The following is a 16,421-nucleotide window of genomic DNA, read 5'->3' as shown; positions in this document are numbered from 1 at the left end:
GAAAGGTTTGGTTACAACATTTAATATTGACGAAAATGAAATTTAATTACATAAAGAAAACATACAAATACATTGGCTTAATGGCATTCATGCTCATGGGTCAGTCGTGCAGCGATTTGCTGGAAGAAAAGGTTATTTCCAGCATTGGGAATGATTATATTAATACGCCCAAAGGGTTTGAAGATGCGGCAAAATCAGCCTATTCCTCTCTGCGCAACTATTACGGCACGCAGCAGGGGATTACCATCACCGAATTTGGTACAGACCTTTACGCAACAGGCGCTGATGGCGGATACAAAGGTTTCCACTTTTACGATGCCCAGTTGCAGCCAACCGTGGATTATCTGGCAACGATCTGGGACGAGACTTACCGCGGCATTAACGTATGTAACGCAGTAATTGAACGAGCACCCGCGGCAACCGTTACCGATGCCATTAAAAAAGCGCGTGTTGCGGAAATGAAGTTTTTACGGGCGCATTATTATTTCCTTTTAATGCAGCAATATGGCGGCGTTGACCTGAGGTTAACAGAAACCATTTTGCCTACCAAGAAGACGTCCCGCGCACCGGAATCGGAAATTTACAAACAGATTATTTCCGACCTGGAATCTGCTTTGCCTGATCTTGAAGCCAAATCGAAAGCAACGGATTATGGGCGGGCGACCCGGCCTGCGGCGGAACATTTGCTGGCAATGGTTTATCTGGCAAAAGGCAATTCCACTTCGAAAGCGGCGGATGATTATTCCAAAGCGGCAACTTATGCTTCCAATGTGATCAATAACTACACTTTCAAGCTGTTACCGGATTTTGCAAGTGTTTTTGACCAGGGAAATCAGAATCATGATGAGGTTGTTTTTGCGGTTCAGTACACAACTGATCCATTGACGAACGGCACTGGAAACAGCCTGCACCTCTATTTTGGAATGCAGTATGATGTGCAGGCAGGAATGGTGCGGGACATTGTAAATGGTCGTCCTTTCAAACGCATGCGCCCAACGAAATACTGTCTTGAAACTGTTTTTGCTGACCGTGTAAATGATTCGCGTTATAAAAAGACATTTAAGGACACCTGGATCTGTAACAACCCGGGCACGTTTACCAACGTTTTCGATAACTCGAAATCCACAGTAACATTCAAAGCGGGTGACACCACGATCTTCATTCCCGGCTATGAAATGCCGCTGGCAGAGCGTGCTAAAAAGCCTTATCAGGTGTTAGTACCAAGCCGTTACGACGAAGCTTTATTCCCGACAAACAAAAAATTCCTTGATCCGCTTCGTCCAGACCGCACTTACGAGCCGGGAAGCCGCGATTATATGTGCTTCCGTTTGGCAGACACGTATTTGTTGTTGGCTGAGGCGCAACTGCTGACAGGAAAGGTGAAAGAAGCGACAGAGGCGATCAATATGGTGCGTCGTCGTGCAGCATTCCCTGGAAAAACCGCTGCTATGGAGATCAAGCAGGCAAACATGAACATGGAAATGCTGATGGAAGAGCGTGGACGTGAGTTGCTCGGAGAACAAATTCGCTGGATGGACCTGAAACGCTGGGGTAATCTGGTTGAAAGGGTTCAAAAATACAATCCGCAAGCTGCCCCGAATGTGAAGCCAATCCATTTGCTGCGTCCTATCCCGCAGACACAGATTGACAGAACGGAAGGCGGTGCGGCAGCATTCCCCCAAAATCCGGGCTATTGATCATTGATTTGAATTAAAAATGCGCATTCCCATCATGCAGAGGATTTAAACGTCCTTTGGATGATGGGAATGTTTGTTAAAAGTAAGGGTAACGTATGCAAAATATCGTTATATTGATAATGTACGGAAGTCCATTTTAGTCCGTTACTAAGTTCATTTATCAAACAGAGTTCCTTTTTTACAATGAAAAAACAAAGATTTCCGCTGACCATTTTAATCCTTTTGGTCACCCTAACATTGGCGAATGCGCAAAAATCGAAAGACGGATGGGAAAATCTTTTCAACGGAAAAGACCTGACCGGCTGGAAACAACTGAACGGAAAAGCTAAATATGAAGTAAAGGACGGCGCCATTGTAGGAACATCGGTAACCGACACGCCGAATTCATTCCTGACAACCGAGAAGGATTACGGTGATTTCATTTTTGAATGTGATGTAAAAGTGGATAATAAGCTAAACTCGGGCATTCAGATCAGAAGCCTGTCAACACCCGAGTATCAAAATGGCCGCGTACACGGTTACCAGGTTGAAATTGACCCCAGCGACCGTGCTTACTCAGCCGGACTTTACGACGAAGCACGCCGAGGCTGGCTCTATCCGCTGGACTTGAACCCGGAGGCAAAAAAAGCATTCAAAAAAGACGCCTGGAACAAATACCGCATTGAAGCCATTGGGAGTTCTATCCGTACATTCCTGAACGGCGTTCCTGTTGCACACGTAATTGACGATATGACACCGAGCGGATTTATCTGTCTGCAAGTGCATGCCATAGGCAGTAAAGACCTTGAAGGAACGCAGGTAAGCTGGAAAAATGTAAGGATCAAAACGACAGACCTAAAACCTAGTCCGGCAGCCAACATTCGCATTGTAAATCTAATCCCCAACTCCCTTAATGACGCCGAAAAAGCGCAGGGATACGCATTGCTTTATGATGGAAAAACAGCCGATCAATGGCGTTCATACGGCGGGACAGATTTTCCTTCCAAACGCTGGAATTATGCAGACGGAACCATTACCATATCAAAATCTGACGGTTCAGAAACCGGGAATGACATTGTTACCAAGAAACTGTACGGCCCGGCATTCGAGTTTGAATTTGATTTTAAACTAACAGAAGGCGCTAATAGTGGCGTAAAATATTTTGTAGATCAGAAATTTAATTCAGGTGGAAAGTCAGGCATTGGCTGTGAATATCAGGTGCTGGACGACGAAAAACATCCGGACGCAAAACTTGGAAAAAACGGAAACAGGACCATTGCCTCATTCTACGATGTAATTCCTGCCGACAGACCCAAAAACGCCGTGAAGAAAATAGGGGAGTGGAACCAGGGAAGGATTGTGGTTCAGAAGGACGGAACCGTTCAGCACTTTTTGAATGGTTACAAAGTAGTAGAGTACGTGCGCGGGTCTCAGCAGTTTAAGGATTTTGTTGCAGAATCGAAATTCAAAGGCTTTGAAGGTTTTGGATTATCACAACAAGGGAATCTGCTTCTGCAGGATCACGGCGACAATGTCTCATTCCGTAGTTTGAAAGTGAAAGAAATTAAATAAATCCGCTGCTCAAAAAAAATCTTTTTTTAGAGTAGATAAAAGTCCACCGGTTTTTTACAACTGATTGCCCGCCAAACTCGCGGCCCATTAACTGAAAATTAACTTTTTAAGATCAAAAACATGACAAGCAGAAGGGATTTTATAAAAAATGCAGCGCTGGCTTCGGCGGGTGTTGCTGTTGGTTCAAATGCTTTTAGCGCAGCAAGTTATCGGAAAATTTTGGGCGCGAATGACCGCGTACGTGTGGGGATCATTGGTTTTTCCGATCGTTTCCGCAGCTCTCTGGCCCCAAGTTTTTTTGATCATGCAAAAGAACTGAACTTTGAGTTTATGGGTGTTTCCGATCTTTGGAACCGCCGCCGCGACGAGGCTGAGGCATTTATGAAAGGTAAGCCTTATACTTCCGCCGAATTTGCAAAAGCAAGAAATAACGAAGAATTGCTCGGTCGTAAAGATGTAGACGCTGTCATCATCAGCACGGCGGATTTCCAGCATGCATTGCATTGCGCGGAAGCCGTGAAATCGGGTCGTGACGTGTATGTGGAGAAACCGTTCGCCGAAACATTGGAGGATGCAAAAGTTGCTTTAAAAGCAGTTGAAGCTTCAAAACAAATCGTGCAGGTTGGCTCCCAGCGCCGCAGCGCACCCAATTACTGGGCCGCTTATGAATACATTAAATCAGGCAAATTCGGCGACATTACTACGGTTGAAATGACCTGGAATGTGAACCAGCCGGGCCGTTGGAGACGCAAGGAGCTGGTTTCTCAGATCAGAAAAGAGGATACGGATTGGGACCGCTTCCTAATGAACCGTCCGAAAGTGGAATGGAACCCGCGTTACTATTTGGAATTCCGTTTGTTTTACCCATACTCCTCTGGAATCCCTGGACAATGGATGGCTCACCAGATCGACACAGTGCATTGGTTCTCAGGACTTGATGCGCCAAGGAATGTGGTTGCCAATGGTGGAATTTACACTTGGAAGGATGGTCGTACGAACGTAGACACATTCAGCGCCGCTTTTGAATACGGACCATTTGATAATAAGGAAAAAGGCTTTCAGGTGATTTACTCATCCCGTTTCAATAACGAAGCAGGCGGTGTGAAAGAATATTACTACTCTAATGGTGGTATGATTAACCTCGACACCAATAAGATCACTCCTGAGGGTGGTTTAACAGCAAAAGACGCCAAAGGAATGGGGATGGAAGCCAACTTGCTGACGGAAATGTCGCTAAAAGCAGGCGACAAAATCGCGACAGACGCAAATACCGGCTCTGACCCGATGACCTCACTTCACATGCGCAACTGGATGGAATGTATCCGCAGCCGTAAAGAAAGCAATGCGCCTGCACGTGTTGGTTTCAACCACTCGGTGGCGAACATTATGGCAACACAGGCGTTGCATACAGGCAAGCGCGTGAGCTGGGATCCTAAGAAGAAAGACATTGTTTTAAGCTAAACGACACGGAACGTGAATGTTATAACGAAGGGCATCGCAGCAACTGCATTTTCTGTTTTCGCAGCAGGTGGGTTGGTGCAAGCTCAAAAAGTGGATCTGGTTAATAATGAGAAGGAAAAGAAGGTTGAAGTCAAAATCGATGGCAAAGCTTTTACCTCCTATTTCTATCCGGGTGAAGATGTATTGAAAAAAGCAGTGCTCTATCCGGTGCAAACGGCTAAGGGAACGCTCATTACGAGAGGCTGGCCGCTCGATCCAAGACCAGGTGAGCGAGTAGACCATCCGCACCACGTGGGCATCTGGCTCAATTACGAGGATGTGAATGGTAACGACTACTGGAACAATTCCAATGCGGTGGACCACGCAAAACGCGCTTACGGAACCATCATCCACACCGGCATCAAATCCATGAAAAGTGGAAAAGACAAAGGTGAACTGACGGTAACAGCCGACTGGAAGGATAAAAATGGCGTCCTGACATTAAAGGAAACTACCACCTATCATTTCAGCGGAAAAGGCGACCAGCGTATTATCGACCGTTCCACAACCTTAACCGCCGTGTTGGACGAAGTGGCGATGCCCGACATTAAGGACGGAATGTTCGCGATCCGTGTGGCCCGCGAGCTGGAATTGCCTTCAAACAAGCCTGAGATTTTCACCGATGCGAGCGGCATAGCCACCAAGGTTCCGGTCATGAACAATGAAGGAATCACTGGAAATTACCGCAATAGCAATGGTGTGGAAGGAGAAGCTGTTTGGGGCAAGCGCGCCATCTGGTGCAACCTCACAGGAAAGATCAAAGATGAAAACATCAGTGTAGCCATGATCGATCACCCGAAAAATGTAGGTTACCCAGCCTACTGGCATGCCCGCGGCTACGGCCTTTTCGCCGTAAATCCATTAGGCATGAAGGCATTAAGTGACGGCAAAGAAACGCTCAACTTCAAGCTAAAAAAAGGCGAATCCACCACATTTCGCTATCGGCTGGTAATCGCATCGGAGCATCTGAAAGACGAGGCCATCAATGCGATGGCCGCAGATTACGCCAAGACGAAGTAGGGCTGAATTATAATCAACATTGCCAAAAGAGCCGCAGGAAACTGTGGCTCTTTTTGGTTATTATTGCGGCTCATTGCACACTATGATTTATGAAATTGGAAAAATACGAGTTGGATCAGCTGGATCCATTTATGTATGTTTTTAACAGCACAGGAAGGCAAGGCAGAATTACGATGCTCGTCGCATTCACACCGTTAGGTGAAGATATTTTTAATTTAGGTTTCGGCGTGTGGCACAAAGAGTCAAGATATGCCGACGATTCTGTTGAAACTAGAAATGGTGACACCGATAAGATTCTTGGGACGGTTGCTCAAATTGCTTTGGATTTTCTTAATGCCCATCCTAATGCAAGTATATATGCAACTGGCAGCTGTGCCAAAAGAACAAGAAAATATCAAATGGGAATTAACAAATATATGGCTGAGCTTTGTGAACGCTACGTAATCAAGGGTTTGGTTACAGATAAAACGAGGAATAATCCTTTAGCAATCATATATCCAAAATGGCATAATAATTGGCAAAGTCTGAAATCGGGCGTCAATTATGATGCTTTTTTGTTATCCTTAAAATGATTTGTATTTTTACCTTCATCAAAAATATGACACTATGGACACTATAATTGAAAGTGATAAAAATAAAGATTCTGAGAAATTTTCAGCTCAGGATATCGAAAAAATAAGGGTCTATTTCGATAAAAAATCGGATAAAATGAGGTCTCTTTTGAAAGCTTACCCTGTTCCCGAAGAATTTTTAAGGAAGCAAAATTAATTCCCCTTACTTCTTCATCCCAGCCGAGTGCCAGCTGAATACATGATACGTTGTCGGCGTTTTACCCACGTTCTTGATTGAATGCATTTGGTTGGAGGCCTGGAAAATGACGGAACCAGGGCCCACTTGCTTCATTTTGCCGTTGACCAACGCTTCTACGGTTCCTTCTTTAATGATAATGATTTCTTCTTCCGGGTGTTTGTGCGGTGGGTGCGAGCTGTCGCCCGGATTCAATGTTGTGATGTGACATTCCAGCTCGCCCAATGTGGCCGTTTGTGAACGGAAAACAGTTCGTACGGCGCCGGTCTTGGTATTTTTCACTTGCATATCTTTCCAATCAAAAATAGAGGAATCCAGGATTGCGCCAGGCGAGTTTGCAAATATACAGGTGATCGTCAGGCATGCCGTGACCGCCGCAACACCGAAATCTCTTTTTGTAAAATACATTGTGTCAACAGGTTTAATGATGTTTAACAAAAAGACCCCGATTTTTCAATCCTACCATTAACAGTGGGTTTGAAAAGAATGGAAAGATGTTGTATTCTTGACCTCCGTAAACTGGAATATTAAATCTGACAAACCCTTGCCGATCGGAACCGGGACACTCGCCTAATAAAAACATGGAAGACAAATCAAGAAGAAGATTCTTGCAAAATGCAGGATTAGCTACAATTGCTTCAATTTCCCCGCTGGCAGCTGAGCCGGAAAAAGTAAAGGAACTGTTTATTCACCACGTTTATTTTTATCTGAAAGACCCTCACAATGCACAGGATGAGGCGAAATTACTGGAAGGCTTGCACAAGCTGGCAAAGGTTCCAACCATTCAATATGTACACATTGGTAAGCCAGCCGAAACTAGCAGGTCTGTGATTGTAAGGGATTACACGTTTTCCTGGATGTGTTTTTTCAAAAATATAATCGAAGAGGAAATTTATCAAACGCACCCGATCCATCTCGACTTTGTCAAAGAATACGCTCATTTGTGGGAAAAGGTCGTTGTATATGATTCAGTTGGTCCGAAAAAAGTAGGATAGGCATGGTGTCGGCATCGTGCACAGCATTGATTGCCCAATGTGAAATTTAGGCGGGCCAGCGGTAAAGAGCTGGCCTTTTTGCTTTTTAATACAGATATTCTAATCCTACATGAAGCCCATGCAGCAGTCCTGCCGATTTATAAAGCAAATCATGCTCCACTTCCTTTGTTTAATCTTAGTGGGTTTTTTTAATTTGTTGTTGGCGCAAAGTGCTCCGGCACCCATCCGTTTGAACCAGATCGGGTTTTATCCGAATGCGCAGAAAATAGCTATTGTGCTTAGTGAGAAGCAAACACCATTTGAACTGAAAGACGTTTTAACAGGTAAAACGGTTTTCAAAGGCAGGCTCAGCGAGCCGCGAACCAACCAGCATTCCGGCAAAATCAGCCGCATTGCGGACTTTTCCAGCATTCGCAAAGCAGGTAAATATTTTGTTGAAGTCCAGTCTTTGGGAAAATCAGCGCCATTCGAAATAAAAGAAAGGGTTTACAAGGAAGTTGCAGCGGCTTCACTAAAAGGCTTTTACTATCAACGTGTTTCCATTGATCTGCCCGAAAAATTTGCGGGAAAGTGGGCCAGACCTGCGGGACATCCTGATAACAAAGTGCTGATCCACGCATCCGCGGTCTCTGAATCGCGACCTGAAAACGCAGTGATCAGCTCATCCAAAGGTTGGTATGACGCGGGCGATTATAATAAATACATTGTCAATTCCGGTATTACAATGGGCACGCTGCTGTCGTTGTATGAGGATTATCCGTCGTTTTGTGAAAATTTTATGACCAACATCCCGGAAAGCAACAACGGCGTTCCCGATGTGCTGGACGAAGCGCTTTGGAACTTGCGCTGGATGCTTACCATGCAGGATCCGGCCGACGGCGGCGTTTATCATAAATTAACCAATCCGCGATTTGACGGAATGGTCATGCCGGATGCTGCTAAAAATCCACGTTATGTAGTTCAGAAAGGCACTGCTGCCACATTAGACTTTGTTGCAGTGATGGCGCAGTCGGCGCGTATTTTTAAGAATTTTGAGAATAAATTTCCCGGACTTTCGGATTCCTGCGTCACGGCAGCAGTAAAGGGTTGGGAGTGGGCGAAGAAGAATCCTGCGGTGCTTTACAACCAAGATGAAATGAATAAAAAGTTTGATCCTGATGTAGTAACAGGCGCATATGGAGACCGGGATGTAAAGGACGAATGGGTTTGGGCAGCGGCCGAAATGTACGCGTTGACGAAGAAGCCGGATTATCTGAAAGATATAGACTTCCAGGCCGGTCAAGCGATGCCTTTGCCTACATGGAGTCAAGTAAGAACCTTAGGTTATTACACGTTGATCCGGTTTGCAGAAGAAATTAAGGCAGATCCTGCATTGACCAAGAGCCTGGAAAAGAATATTATATCTTTCGCCGATAACCTATTGACGGATCTTGAAAAACAGCCATATCATACCGTAATGGGCAAAACAGCGAAGGATTATTCATGGGGAAGCAGCTCCGTGGCTGCCAACCAGGGCATCGCGTTACTTTACGCTTTTAAACTTACGAAAAACCCCCGGTATACGCAGGCAGCGCAGGGGAATCTGGACTATTTGCTGGGCAGAAATGCAACCGGTTACTGCTTCCTGACGGGATTTGGCTCGAAACGCGTGATGCATCCGCACCATCGGCCGTCCGTTGCCGATGGTATTGCAGACCCCGTTCCCGGACTGTTATCCGGCGGCCCCAATCCTGCTCAACAAGACAAATGCACGACTTACACGAGCAAATTTGCGGACGAGTCTTTCACGGACGATGACTGTTCTTATGCCTCGAACGAGATTGCGATCAATTGGAATGCGCCTATGGTTTACTTGTCAGCAGCATTGGAAGCATTGTCGGAGATGAAATAACCGCTTACTGTTTGGTTGATTTGACGGGCACGGTCGGAGGCGTTTCGTTATAGCCTTTTTGACCTGTCATATTTTCGTCCTCAGACTCTTTCGCTGCTTCTTTGGAAAGTGTTTTCGAAGGTTTCGCGCTGTCATCTTTTTGTTTTTCGATGCCTTTTGGGCCACCGTGTGTGGGTGAGCCGCCTTCTACATTTTCTTTTTTTGATTGCGTAGCCATGTTTGTGTGATTTTTTCCAATCAATGCTCAATTTTCGTTCCCAAAGCGTATACGTTTCTAATGCCTATTAAATTCTACACTTTGACCGGCTTTAAACGATTTCTTTGCAGTGGAATAGATTCGGAAGCAAAGGGACTTTATTAATAAGCTAAACTGCAATCAACCAAAAATCACCATTATGGGTTTTCTCGAATCATTTTCAGAAATACGAACATTACTCAAAAACATTGATCTCGATGCGTTGGGCAAACTTTCTAAAAAGGTTGACCTCAATAGAATGATGGGTGTGGTTTCAAAAATGAGTGAAGAAGATCTGGGGAAAATGCTGAAATTCATGGAAGCGGGATCGGGGAAAAAGAAGGCGCCCCCGGTTGTGAATGGCGATTTTTATGAACTCAGTGCAACATTAACCGGGGAAGACCGCGAAATTCAGCTGAAAGTACGCGATTTCATGGAAACTGAAATCCGACCAATCGCCAATGAGTATTGGAATAAAGCACAATTTCCCATGCATATCATTCCTTTGATGGCCAAGCTGAACATATGCGGACTTACATACAAAGGTTACGGCTGTGGAGGGAAGTCTGCATTGCTGGAAGGCTTTGTAGCCATGGAAATGGCACGGGTGGATTCCTCCATTTCGACCTTTTTCGGCGTGCATAGCGGGCTGGCCATGGGATCGATTTATTTGTGCGGTTCTGAGGAACAAAAGCGGCATTGGCTGCCTGTTATGCAAAGGATGGAGCTCATTGGCGCTTTCGGGTTAACAGAACCGGAGGTGGGTTCCGGCGTAGCTGGCGGGCTTACAACCACTTGCGAACGCAAAGGGGATGAATGGGTTATCAATGGTCAGAAAAAGTGGATTGGTAATGCTACGTTTTCTGATATTACGATAATTTGGGCGAGGGATTTAGCTGACAATCAGGTTAAAGGATTCATTGTGCGGAAAGAGAACCCTGGTTTTGTGGCTGAAAAAATGCAGGATAAAATGGCGCTGCGGACCGTTCAAAATGCACTGATTACATTGACAGATTGTCGGGTGCCGGAAACAGACAGGCTTCAAAATGCAAATTCTTTTAAAGATACGGCCAATGTATTGCGTATGACGCGGGCAGGAGTTGCGTGGCAGGCTGTCGGTTGTGGTCGGGGTGCCTATGAGCTTGCTTTGAAATACACTTTGGAAAGAAAGCAGTTCGGACGTCCGATTGCCGGATTTCAGCTTGTTCAGGATCTTTTGGTAACCATGCTGGGCGACCTTACGGCTATGCAAACATTGGTTTACCGGCTTTCCCAATTACAGGACGGCGGCGTGCTCACCGACGAACACGCGTCACTCGCAAAAGTGTTCAGCACATTACGAATGCGCTCGATCGTAGATCACGCCCGTGAGCTATTTGGAGGAAATGGAATTTTGTTGGAATACGATATTGCCCGATTTGTCGCGGACGCGGAGGCTATTTACTCTTATGAAGGGACCAAAGAAATTAATTCACTGATCGTGGGACGGGCCATTACAGGTGAAAGTGCTTTTGTTTAAGTAAATATGATGGAAACCCAAAGAATAACGATCAGGCAAGCTGGCGAATCCGACAAAACTATCGTTTATGACATGATATGCCGTCTGGAAAACATGGTCATGGATGTCGCGGGTTTTGATTTCGCTTTTGATATAAATATAAAAAATCCTAATATAGGTTACTTCATTGCAGAACTGAACGGTAAGCCGGTGGGGATGGTGAGCTGCCACATTCAGCCGCTTTTACACCACGCGGCATTGGTTTCAGAAATCCAGGAAATGTATGTCGAGCCGGAATATCGTTCTCAGCAGGTTGGGAAAGCACTGATGCAGCACGTAACCGACTTTGCAAAATCAAAAGGGTCTATTCAAATGGAAGTTACTTCGCGCAATGTCCGGGAGCAGGCGCACCGCTTTTATCAGCGCGAAGGGTTTGAGAAATCGCACGTTAAGCTCGTCCGTTATTTTAAAAATGACCAATAAAAAACCATCCGGTCAAGCGACCGGATGGTTTCCAAATTACCCTAAACCTTCAACTGCCATTTAAAACTTAATATCTGCCTCTGTTATCGCGGGCCCAGCCATCGCCTCTGCGATCACTCATTCTGCGTGTGTCCGCCATTAATCTTCGCAGGTCTTCCCGTAGGATCCGGGTTTCCCGCGGTGACAACCTTCCGCGATGGCTGTAATCTCTTTCTCGGGCTTCGATGCGCTCATATCTATCCATCAAAGCATTGGCCTCACGGCGAGAAAGCGTTCCCCGATTGATTCCAGTGGCAATCTGCTGGCGGGCTTCGCGCTGTAAGTAATTGATTTCCGATCCGCCTCTTTCACGATATTCGTTATGGCGGTAATCATCGTGGCGACGGTCACCGCGTTCTGAGTGTGGCGTAGCGCCGTATTGTGCGAATGCGCTTGTGAACCCTAGTGCGAGCATTGCGGCAAAAAATATCTTTTTCATAACCAATAAATTTTAAAGTTCATGGGTTAGAGGGCCGCCGGAGACATAGGTTTAAAATGCGCTTGTTAATGATTGTTAAGCCAAAAACAGCCATTTAAACGCTTCACAGGATGATTTGATTTTGAGGCGCTTATCTGCCGGATATGGAATTTTGTATGGCTTCCTGCGCTTCGGCAAGAATTTCTTCGGCCTTTCTTCCGGCTGGTTCGATGCCCGCAAGTACGGTCCAGGAAAGATGAGAAAATGATCTGAGCGGGAAAATTCCTTTGGGGTTAAATTTACCTGTGCCATTGATCGCAACCGGGACGATCAGCGCGTCCGGCGCGCGTTTCAGCAAGGTTGCTACGCCACCCGGAACGAATGGTTTCATCACGCCGCTCGCTGTGCGCGTGCCTTCGGGGAAAATGATCGCAGACGTCCTTTCTTCATGGATTAATTTCCCAAGTCTCGCAATTTCAGTAACGGCCTGTTTGCCATCTTTTCTGTTAATTAAGGCTGCGCCGCTTTTACGCAGGTTGTAAGAAATGCTTGGAACGCCTTTTGAGAGTTCTATTTTGGAAACGAATCGCGGGTGATATTTTCTGAGAAACCAGATGACGGCCGGAATGTCGAATGTGCTTTGATGATTGGCCACAAAAATTATGGGGCGGTTATCGGGTAGCTTGGTACGGTTTTCGAGTGTAATGCGGGCGCCGGTGAGATACAATCCGTAAGTGAGAAAGAAGTTCAGATAGTCGACAACAGCTTTGTGTACTTTTTTACCAAAAACATTAAAAGCAATAACCTGAAAAACGTGGAATAGGAGCAGGGTTAAGCCAAAATGAATCAGGTAAATAGCACTCAGGACGTAGTCAACGATTTTTTTCATTCAGTTTTTTTCTGCAAAAATAGTTTAAAACTGCGTTGATTGTCATAATTTGTGGCCCGTGAAATGATAAAAGTCATTCGATACTTACATTTAATTCACGTAATTTGTAAATTAACAAACAGAGCTAAAAATAGAAAATATAATGGATACCGCACTTTCAGCAGAAAGGCTTGAAGTCATGCAACACGTAGGAAAGGACCTGGATGTGCTAATGGCCGAATATTTAAAGCCGATTGAAGAGAATTGGCAACCCTCGGATTTTTTGCCGGATTCCAGTGATGAAAATTTTTTCAGCGAGGTGAAATTGTTGCAGGAAAGTTGCCGCGAATTGCCTTACGATTATATAGCCGTGCTGATCGGCGACACCATTACTGAGGAAGCATTGCCTACTTATGAATCCTGGCTTATGGACGTGATCGGGGTGGATCAGGTGGATCAGCCTTCGGGCTGGGCGTCGTGGGTGCGCAGCTGGACGGCGGAGGAAAACCGCCACGGTGACCTTTTGAATAAATATCTTTACTTGTCTGGCCGCGTGAATATGCGTGCTATGGAGGTTTCAACGCAGTTTTTGATTGCCGATGGTTTTGATATCGGAACTGACCGTGATCCTTACCGCAACTTTATTTACACATCATTCCAGGAGTTGGCCACTAATGTTTCGCACAGAAGAACTGCAACATTGGCCAAGAAATTCGGAAATCCGCATTTATCTAAAATTTGCGGGGTAATTGCATCCGATGAAATGCGCCATGCAAAGGCTTATAAGGACTTTGTGAGACGGATCCTGGAAGTTGACCCTTCTGAACTGCTGCTTGCATTAGAAGATATGATGCGGAAGAAAATTGTGATGCCCGCGCATTTCCTGAGAGAATCGGGTGTGAAAATGGGTGACACTTTTTCCCATTTCTCGGACGCAGCACAAAGACTAGGCGTTTACACAACAAATGATTACATCGAAATCCTGGATAGTCTCCTGATTGAATGGGAGATCGGGGCGGTTAGGAACATCAACGAAAAAGCGGAGAAAGCCAGAGATTACTTGATGGCGCTTCCGGACAGATTAAAAAGGATCGCCGACCGGACAAGGATCCCGGAATTGCAGTATGAGTTTAGCTGGATTAAGTAACTTGTTTACGTTGAGCGGCGCTTCGGCTCCGCTCAGCGTGACAGTTTAGAGTGCGCTCAGCGTGACAGTTTAGAGTGCGCTCAGCGTGACATTTGAGAGTCGGGCTCAGCGTGACAGTTTAGAGTCGGGGCTCAGTGTGATAGTTTAGCGTATGCTCAGCGTGGCAGTTAGTGACTGGGCTCGCGGCAGTTGGTTTTATTTAATCAACATTACTGCTCCATTCTTCTTCATCACTTTTCCTTCGTTGGAGATCCCTTCGATCATCCATACATAAGTACCTGAAACGGCTGGTTTGCCGTCATAAGTGCCGTCCCAGCCTTTATTCAATTCTTTCGTATAGAACATCAGCTGTCCCCAGCGGTTATAGATTTTGAAATAGGTCAGGCTCGTTACCCCGTTCAAAATAGGATTCAGCACTTCATTTTTTCCATCGCCATCTGGTGTAAAGGCTGTCGGGACTGTAAGATTTTCGCGCTGCCTAACCCGGAGATTTACAGTCGCTGTGCCCGTGCAACCCATTCCGGAGGTGATGGCAACGGTGTAACTTTGGTCGGTCTGCAATGTGGCGACAGGGCTGGGGCTCGCGGGATTGTCAAGTCCGTTGGGCGGTGACCAGGTGAAAGTGGCATCGCTCAGGTTAGTGACCTGAGGGGACGACGCGACGAGCTGGAAAGGGACGTTTATATCAATAATTGCATCCCGGGTAGCCCTGACCTCAATCGCCGGAGCAACCTGGATCGTGACCGTATCCCTTAAATTGCAAACTCCAAGCGATGCATTAACCACATATTGTGTTGTAACAGAGGGTCTTGCAGTCGGGTCCTTAACATTGGGGTTATCCAGGCTGGGCTGCGCTTCCCAAGCGAAGTTCTGCGCATTACTCGTTGTAAAAAGCTGGACAGACTCACCTGCACAAACTGTCGTGTCGCCAATGGTCTGCACATTAATGTTGCTCGCAAACTCAACTTTCACTGCCTCATTCACCACGCAACCATCGCTATCCTTCATAAAAACTTTATAATCGGCAGGAAAAAGCTTGAATGATGCATCAGCCTGATAATTAATGGAATCGATTGAAAATTGATATGGCATCGTGCCGCCTTTTCCGGTAACAGTAAGCGTTCCTTCGCTCGTTTTGTCGCATGTTCCCGGTTCCAGTGTGGTGGTCAGACTGAGGTCGCTGACAGTTGCTTGTTTGATATTGACGATCTTATTTCCACATTTAATGTTGGTAATGGTCAGGCCTACGTCTTTCTCTCCCGTGCTGTTCCATTTCACCACATAAGGACCCATTCCCGTTCCCGAAATAATCTGTGCGCCATCAAAATCCCACTCGAAAGTATAACCCTCGCCAGGCACTGGAATTGTGCCCGTATAAGCTATTGCAACGTTTTGATCGGATTTGCAAATGGCCAGCGGCGCGATGGAAAAGTCTGCGTTTGGATTGATATTGGCTGTAAAACAAATCTCGTTGAATGCTTTGTCAACATCGGTTTTGGAATAATACTGATCCGTAAATGATAAATATCCAAAATGAGCCTGACCGGATTCGCATGAGACCGACTGGTCGTCCCTGAAAATGTAGATTGGCGTTCCTGCTTTTCCTACATATCTTCCATCTTCATCATTGTATGACGCAAACAGGGTGTTATCAACATAAACGTCCATAATGCCGGTTTGGCCATTCCGTGTGAAAGTCAGAAGATAGTAAGTGTTTGTATTAAAAAAAGGGCAGGCTCCTGCAATTCCGTAAGGGTAAAAGTCAATGCAGCGATCCGTTGACCCGTTCTTATCCTTAAAATAAATACCCTGATCCGAACCTCCATTTGAAAAATCAATGATCCGCGCCCAGGTTGTACCCCAGTTCGTCGGTTTAATATACATTTGGATTGTATAATTATTGGTGATTGCCCCTTCTGTATTCGGATACATCAGACCCCAGTTCAGGTTGTTCTGATAAACGGTTCTTTGAACGCCGCAGGGGAGCACATCACTGATAAAATCACCGCCCGATGCAGGAGCAGGGCATGTACCCAATGCTTTTGCAGGCGCTAGCGCAGGCCCGCACTCGGGAGCAGCCACCTCAAGAGTTTCGTAAAATCGGTAAGTATGCTTAACGGTCTGGCCGAAAGCGCTCGGCAGATAGGATAGTGCGCAAAGAAAAAGGAACAGTAATCGTATTTTCATATTCAGCCGAGGCCGTGAGTAAATTAGAATAAAATTACGCGAAATCCGTCAGATTAACTGTTTTGTCCAGCTTATTTAATGCGGG

Annotated in this window: 16 protein-coding genes; 11 read left to right on the top strand and 5 right to left on the bottom strand. The window is 45.8% G+C overall.

Annotation, left to right across the window (positions count from 1 at the left end; translation table 11 throughout):
* Positions 1-35: 35 nt before the first annotated feature.
* The 6 genes from MUK70_RS13820 (at position 36) to MUK70_RS13795 (ending at position 6,536) form a co-directional block, all read left to right on the top strand.
* On the top strand, positions 36-1,697 hold the full coding sequence (locus MUK70_RS13820; protein WP_234652993.1) for a RagB/SusD family nutrient uptake outer membrane protein: 1,662 nt from the start codon (positions 36-38) through the stop codon (positions 1,695-1,697).
* A gap of 183 nt (positions 1,698-1,880) precedes the next feature.
* A complete protein-coding gene (locus MUK70_RS13815) occupies positions 1,881-3,248 on the top strand; it encodes a 3-keto-disaccharide hydrolase (protein ID WP_234652991.1) in 1,368 nt (455 codons plus the stop codon).
* Positions 3,249-3,368: 120 nt separating this feature from the next.
* The gene (locus tag MUK70_RS13810) at positions 3,369-4,709 is read left to right on the top strand and encodes a Gfo/Idh/MocA family protein (protein WP_234608222.1); all 1,341 of its coding nucleotides are present in this window, start codon (positions 3,369-3,371) and stop codon (positions 4,707-4,709) included.
* 21 nt (positions 4,710-4,730) lie between these two features.
* On the top strand, positions 4,731-5,768 hold the full coding sequence (locus MUK70_RS13805) for a DUF6807 domain-containing protein (protein ID WP_374759713.1): 1,038 nt from the start codon (positions 4,731-4,733) through the stop codon (positions 5,766-5,768).
* A gap of 89 nt (positions 5,769-5,857) precedes the next feature.
* The gene (locus tag MUK70_RS13800; RefSeq protein WP_234652989.1) at positions 5,858-6,340 is read left to right on the top strand and encodes a DUF6934 family protein; all 483 of its coding nucleotides are present in this window, start codon (positions 5,858-5,860) and stop codon (positions 6,338-6,340) included.
* Positions 6,341-6,374: 34 nt separating this feature from the next.
* Complete coding sequence (locus MUK70_RS13795) at positions 6,375-6,536, top strand: hypothetical protein (RefSeq protein WP_234652987.1); 162 nt, start codon at positions 6,375-6,377, stop codon at positions 6,534-6,536.
* A gap of 6 nt (positions 6,537-6,542) precedes the next feature.
* On the opposite strand, the gene MUK70_RS13790 is transcribed toward MUK70_RS13795, so the two are convergent.
* The gene (locus MUK70_RS13790; protein WP_234652985.1) at positions 6,543-6,983 is read right to left on the bottom strand and encodes a cupin domain-containing protein; all 441 of its coding nucleotides are present in this window, start codon (positions 6,981-6,983) and stop codon (positions 6,543-6,545) included.
* A gap of 173 nt (positions 6,984-7,156) precedes the next feature.
* Between MUK70_RS13790 and MUK70_RS13785 the strand changes: the two genes are divergently transcribed.
* Together MUK70_RS13785 and MUK70_RS13780 are read left to right on the top strand one after the other, a co-directional pair.
* On the top strand, positions 7,157-7,570 hold the full coding sequence (locus MUK70_RS13785) for a Dabb family protein (protein WP_234652983.1): 414 nt from the start codon (positions 7,157-7,159) through the stop codon (positions 7,568-7,570).
* Positions 7,571-7,721: 151 nt separating this feature from the next.
* Positions 7,722-9,461 carry a glycoside hydrolase family 9 protein gene (locus MUK70_RS13780; protein ID WP_234652982.1) on the top strand — a complete coding sequence of 580 codons (1,740 nt, stop codon included), beginning with the start codon at positions 7,722-7,724 and terminating at the stop codon, positions 9,459-9,461.
* A 4-nt stretch (positions 9,462-9,465) separates the two neighbouring features.
* Here the strand turns inward: MUK70_RS13780 and MUK70_RS13775 are convergent, their stop codons facing one another.
* On the bottom strand, positions 9,466-9,678 hold the full coding sequence (locus tag MUK70_RS13775; RefSeq protein WP_234608228.1) for a hypothetical protein: 213 nt from the start codon (positions 9,676-9,678) through the stop codon (positions 9,466-9,468).
* A gap of 178 nt (positions 9,679-9,856) precedes the next feature.
* Here MUK70_RS13775 and MUK70_RS13770 point away from each other — a divergent pair, with 178 nt between their 5' ends.
* Together MUK70_RS13770 and MUK70_RS13765 are read left to right on the top strand one after the other, a co-directional pair.
* Entirely contained in the window at positions 9,857-11,215 is a 1,359-nt protein-coding gene (locus MUK70_RS13770; protein ID WP_234652980.1) for an acyl-CoA dehydrogenase family protein, read from the top strand.
* Between the two features lie 6 nt (positions 11,216-11,221).
* Positions 11,222-11,677 carry a GNAT family N-acetyltransferase gene (locus MUK70_RS13765; RefSeq protein ID WP_234652977.1) on the top strand — a complete coding sequence of 152 codons (456 nt, stop codon included), beginning with the start codon at positions 11,222-11,224 and terminating at the stop codon, positions 11,675-11,677.
* Between the two features lie 67 nt (positions 11,678-11,744).
* On the opposite strand, the gene MUK70_RS13760 is transcribed toward MUK70_RS13765, so the two are convergent.
* Both MUK70_RS13760 and MUK70_RS13755 read right to left on the bottom strand, forming a co-directional pair.
* Positions 11,745-12,155: a hypothetical protein gene (locus MUK70_RS13760; RefSeq protein WP_234608231.1), complete on the bottom strand. Its 411-nt coding sequence runs from the start codon at positions 12,153-12,155 to the stop codon at positions 11,745-11,747.
* 130 nt (positions 12,156-12,285) lie between these two features.
* A complete protein-coding gene (locus MUK70_RS13755; RefSeq protein ID WP_234652975.1) occupies positions 12,286-13,023 on the bottom strand; it encodes a lysophospholipid acyltransferase family protein in 738 nt (245 codons plus the stop codon).
* 142 nt (positions 13,024-13,165) lie between these two features.
* Here MUK70_RS13755 and MUK70_RS13750 point away from each other — a divergent pair, with 142 nt between their 5' ends.
* On the top strand, positions 13,166-14,149 hold the full coding sequence (locus tag MUK70_RS13750; protein WP_234608233.1) for an acyl-ACP desaturase: 984 nt from the start codon (positions 13,166-13,168) through the stop codon (positions 14,147-14,149).
* 195 nt (positions 14,150-14,344) lie between these two features.
* Here MUK70_RS13750 and MUK70_RS13745 read toward each other — a convergent pair whose 3' ends face one another.
* Entirely contained in the window at positions 14,345-16,336 is a 1,992-nt protein-coding gene (locus tag MUK70_RS13745; RefSeq protein WP_234652973.1) for a T9SS type B sorting domain-containing protein, read from the bottom strand.
* Positions 16,337-16,421 lie beyond the last annotated feature (85 nt).

The organism is Dyadobacter chenwenxiniae, from assembly GCF_022869785.1.
GTDB classification, from domain to species: Bacteria; Bacteroidota; Bacteroidia; order Cytophagales; family Spirosomataceae; genus Dyadobacter; species Dyadobacter chenwenxiniae.
The sequence above is the reverse complement of the archived record's forward strand: the minus strand, read 5'-3'. Positions and strand labels throughout refer to the sequence as shown.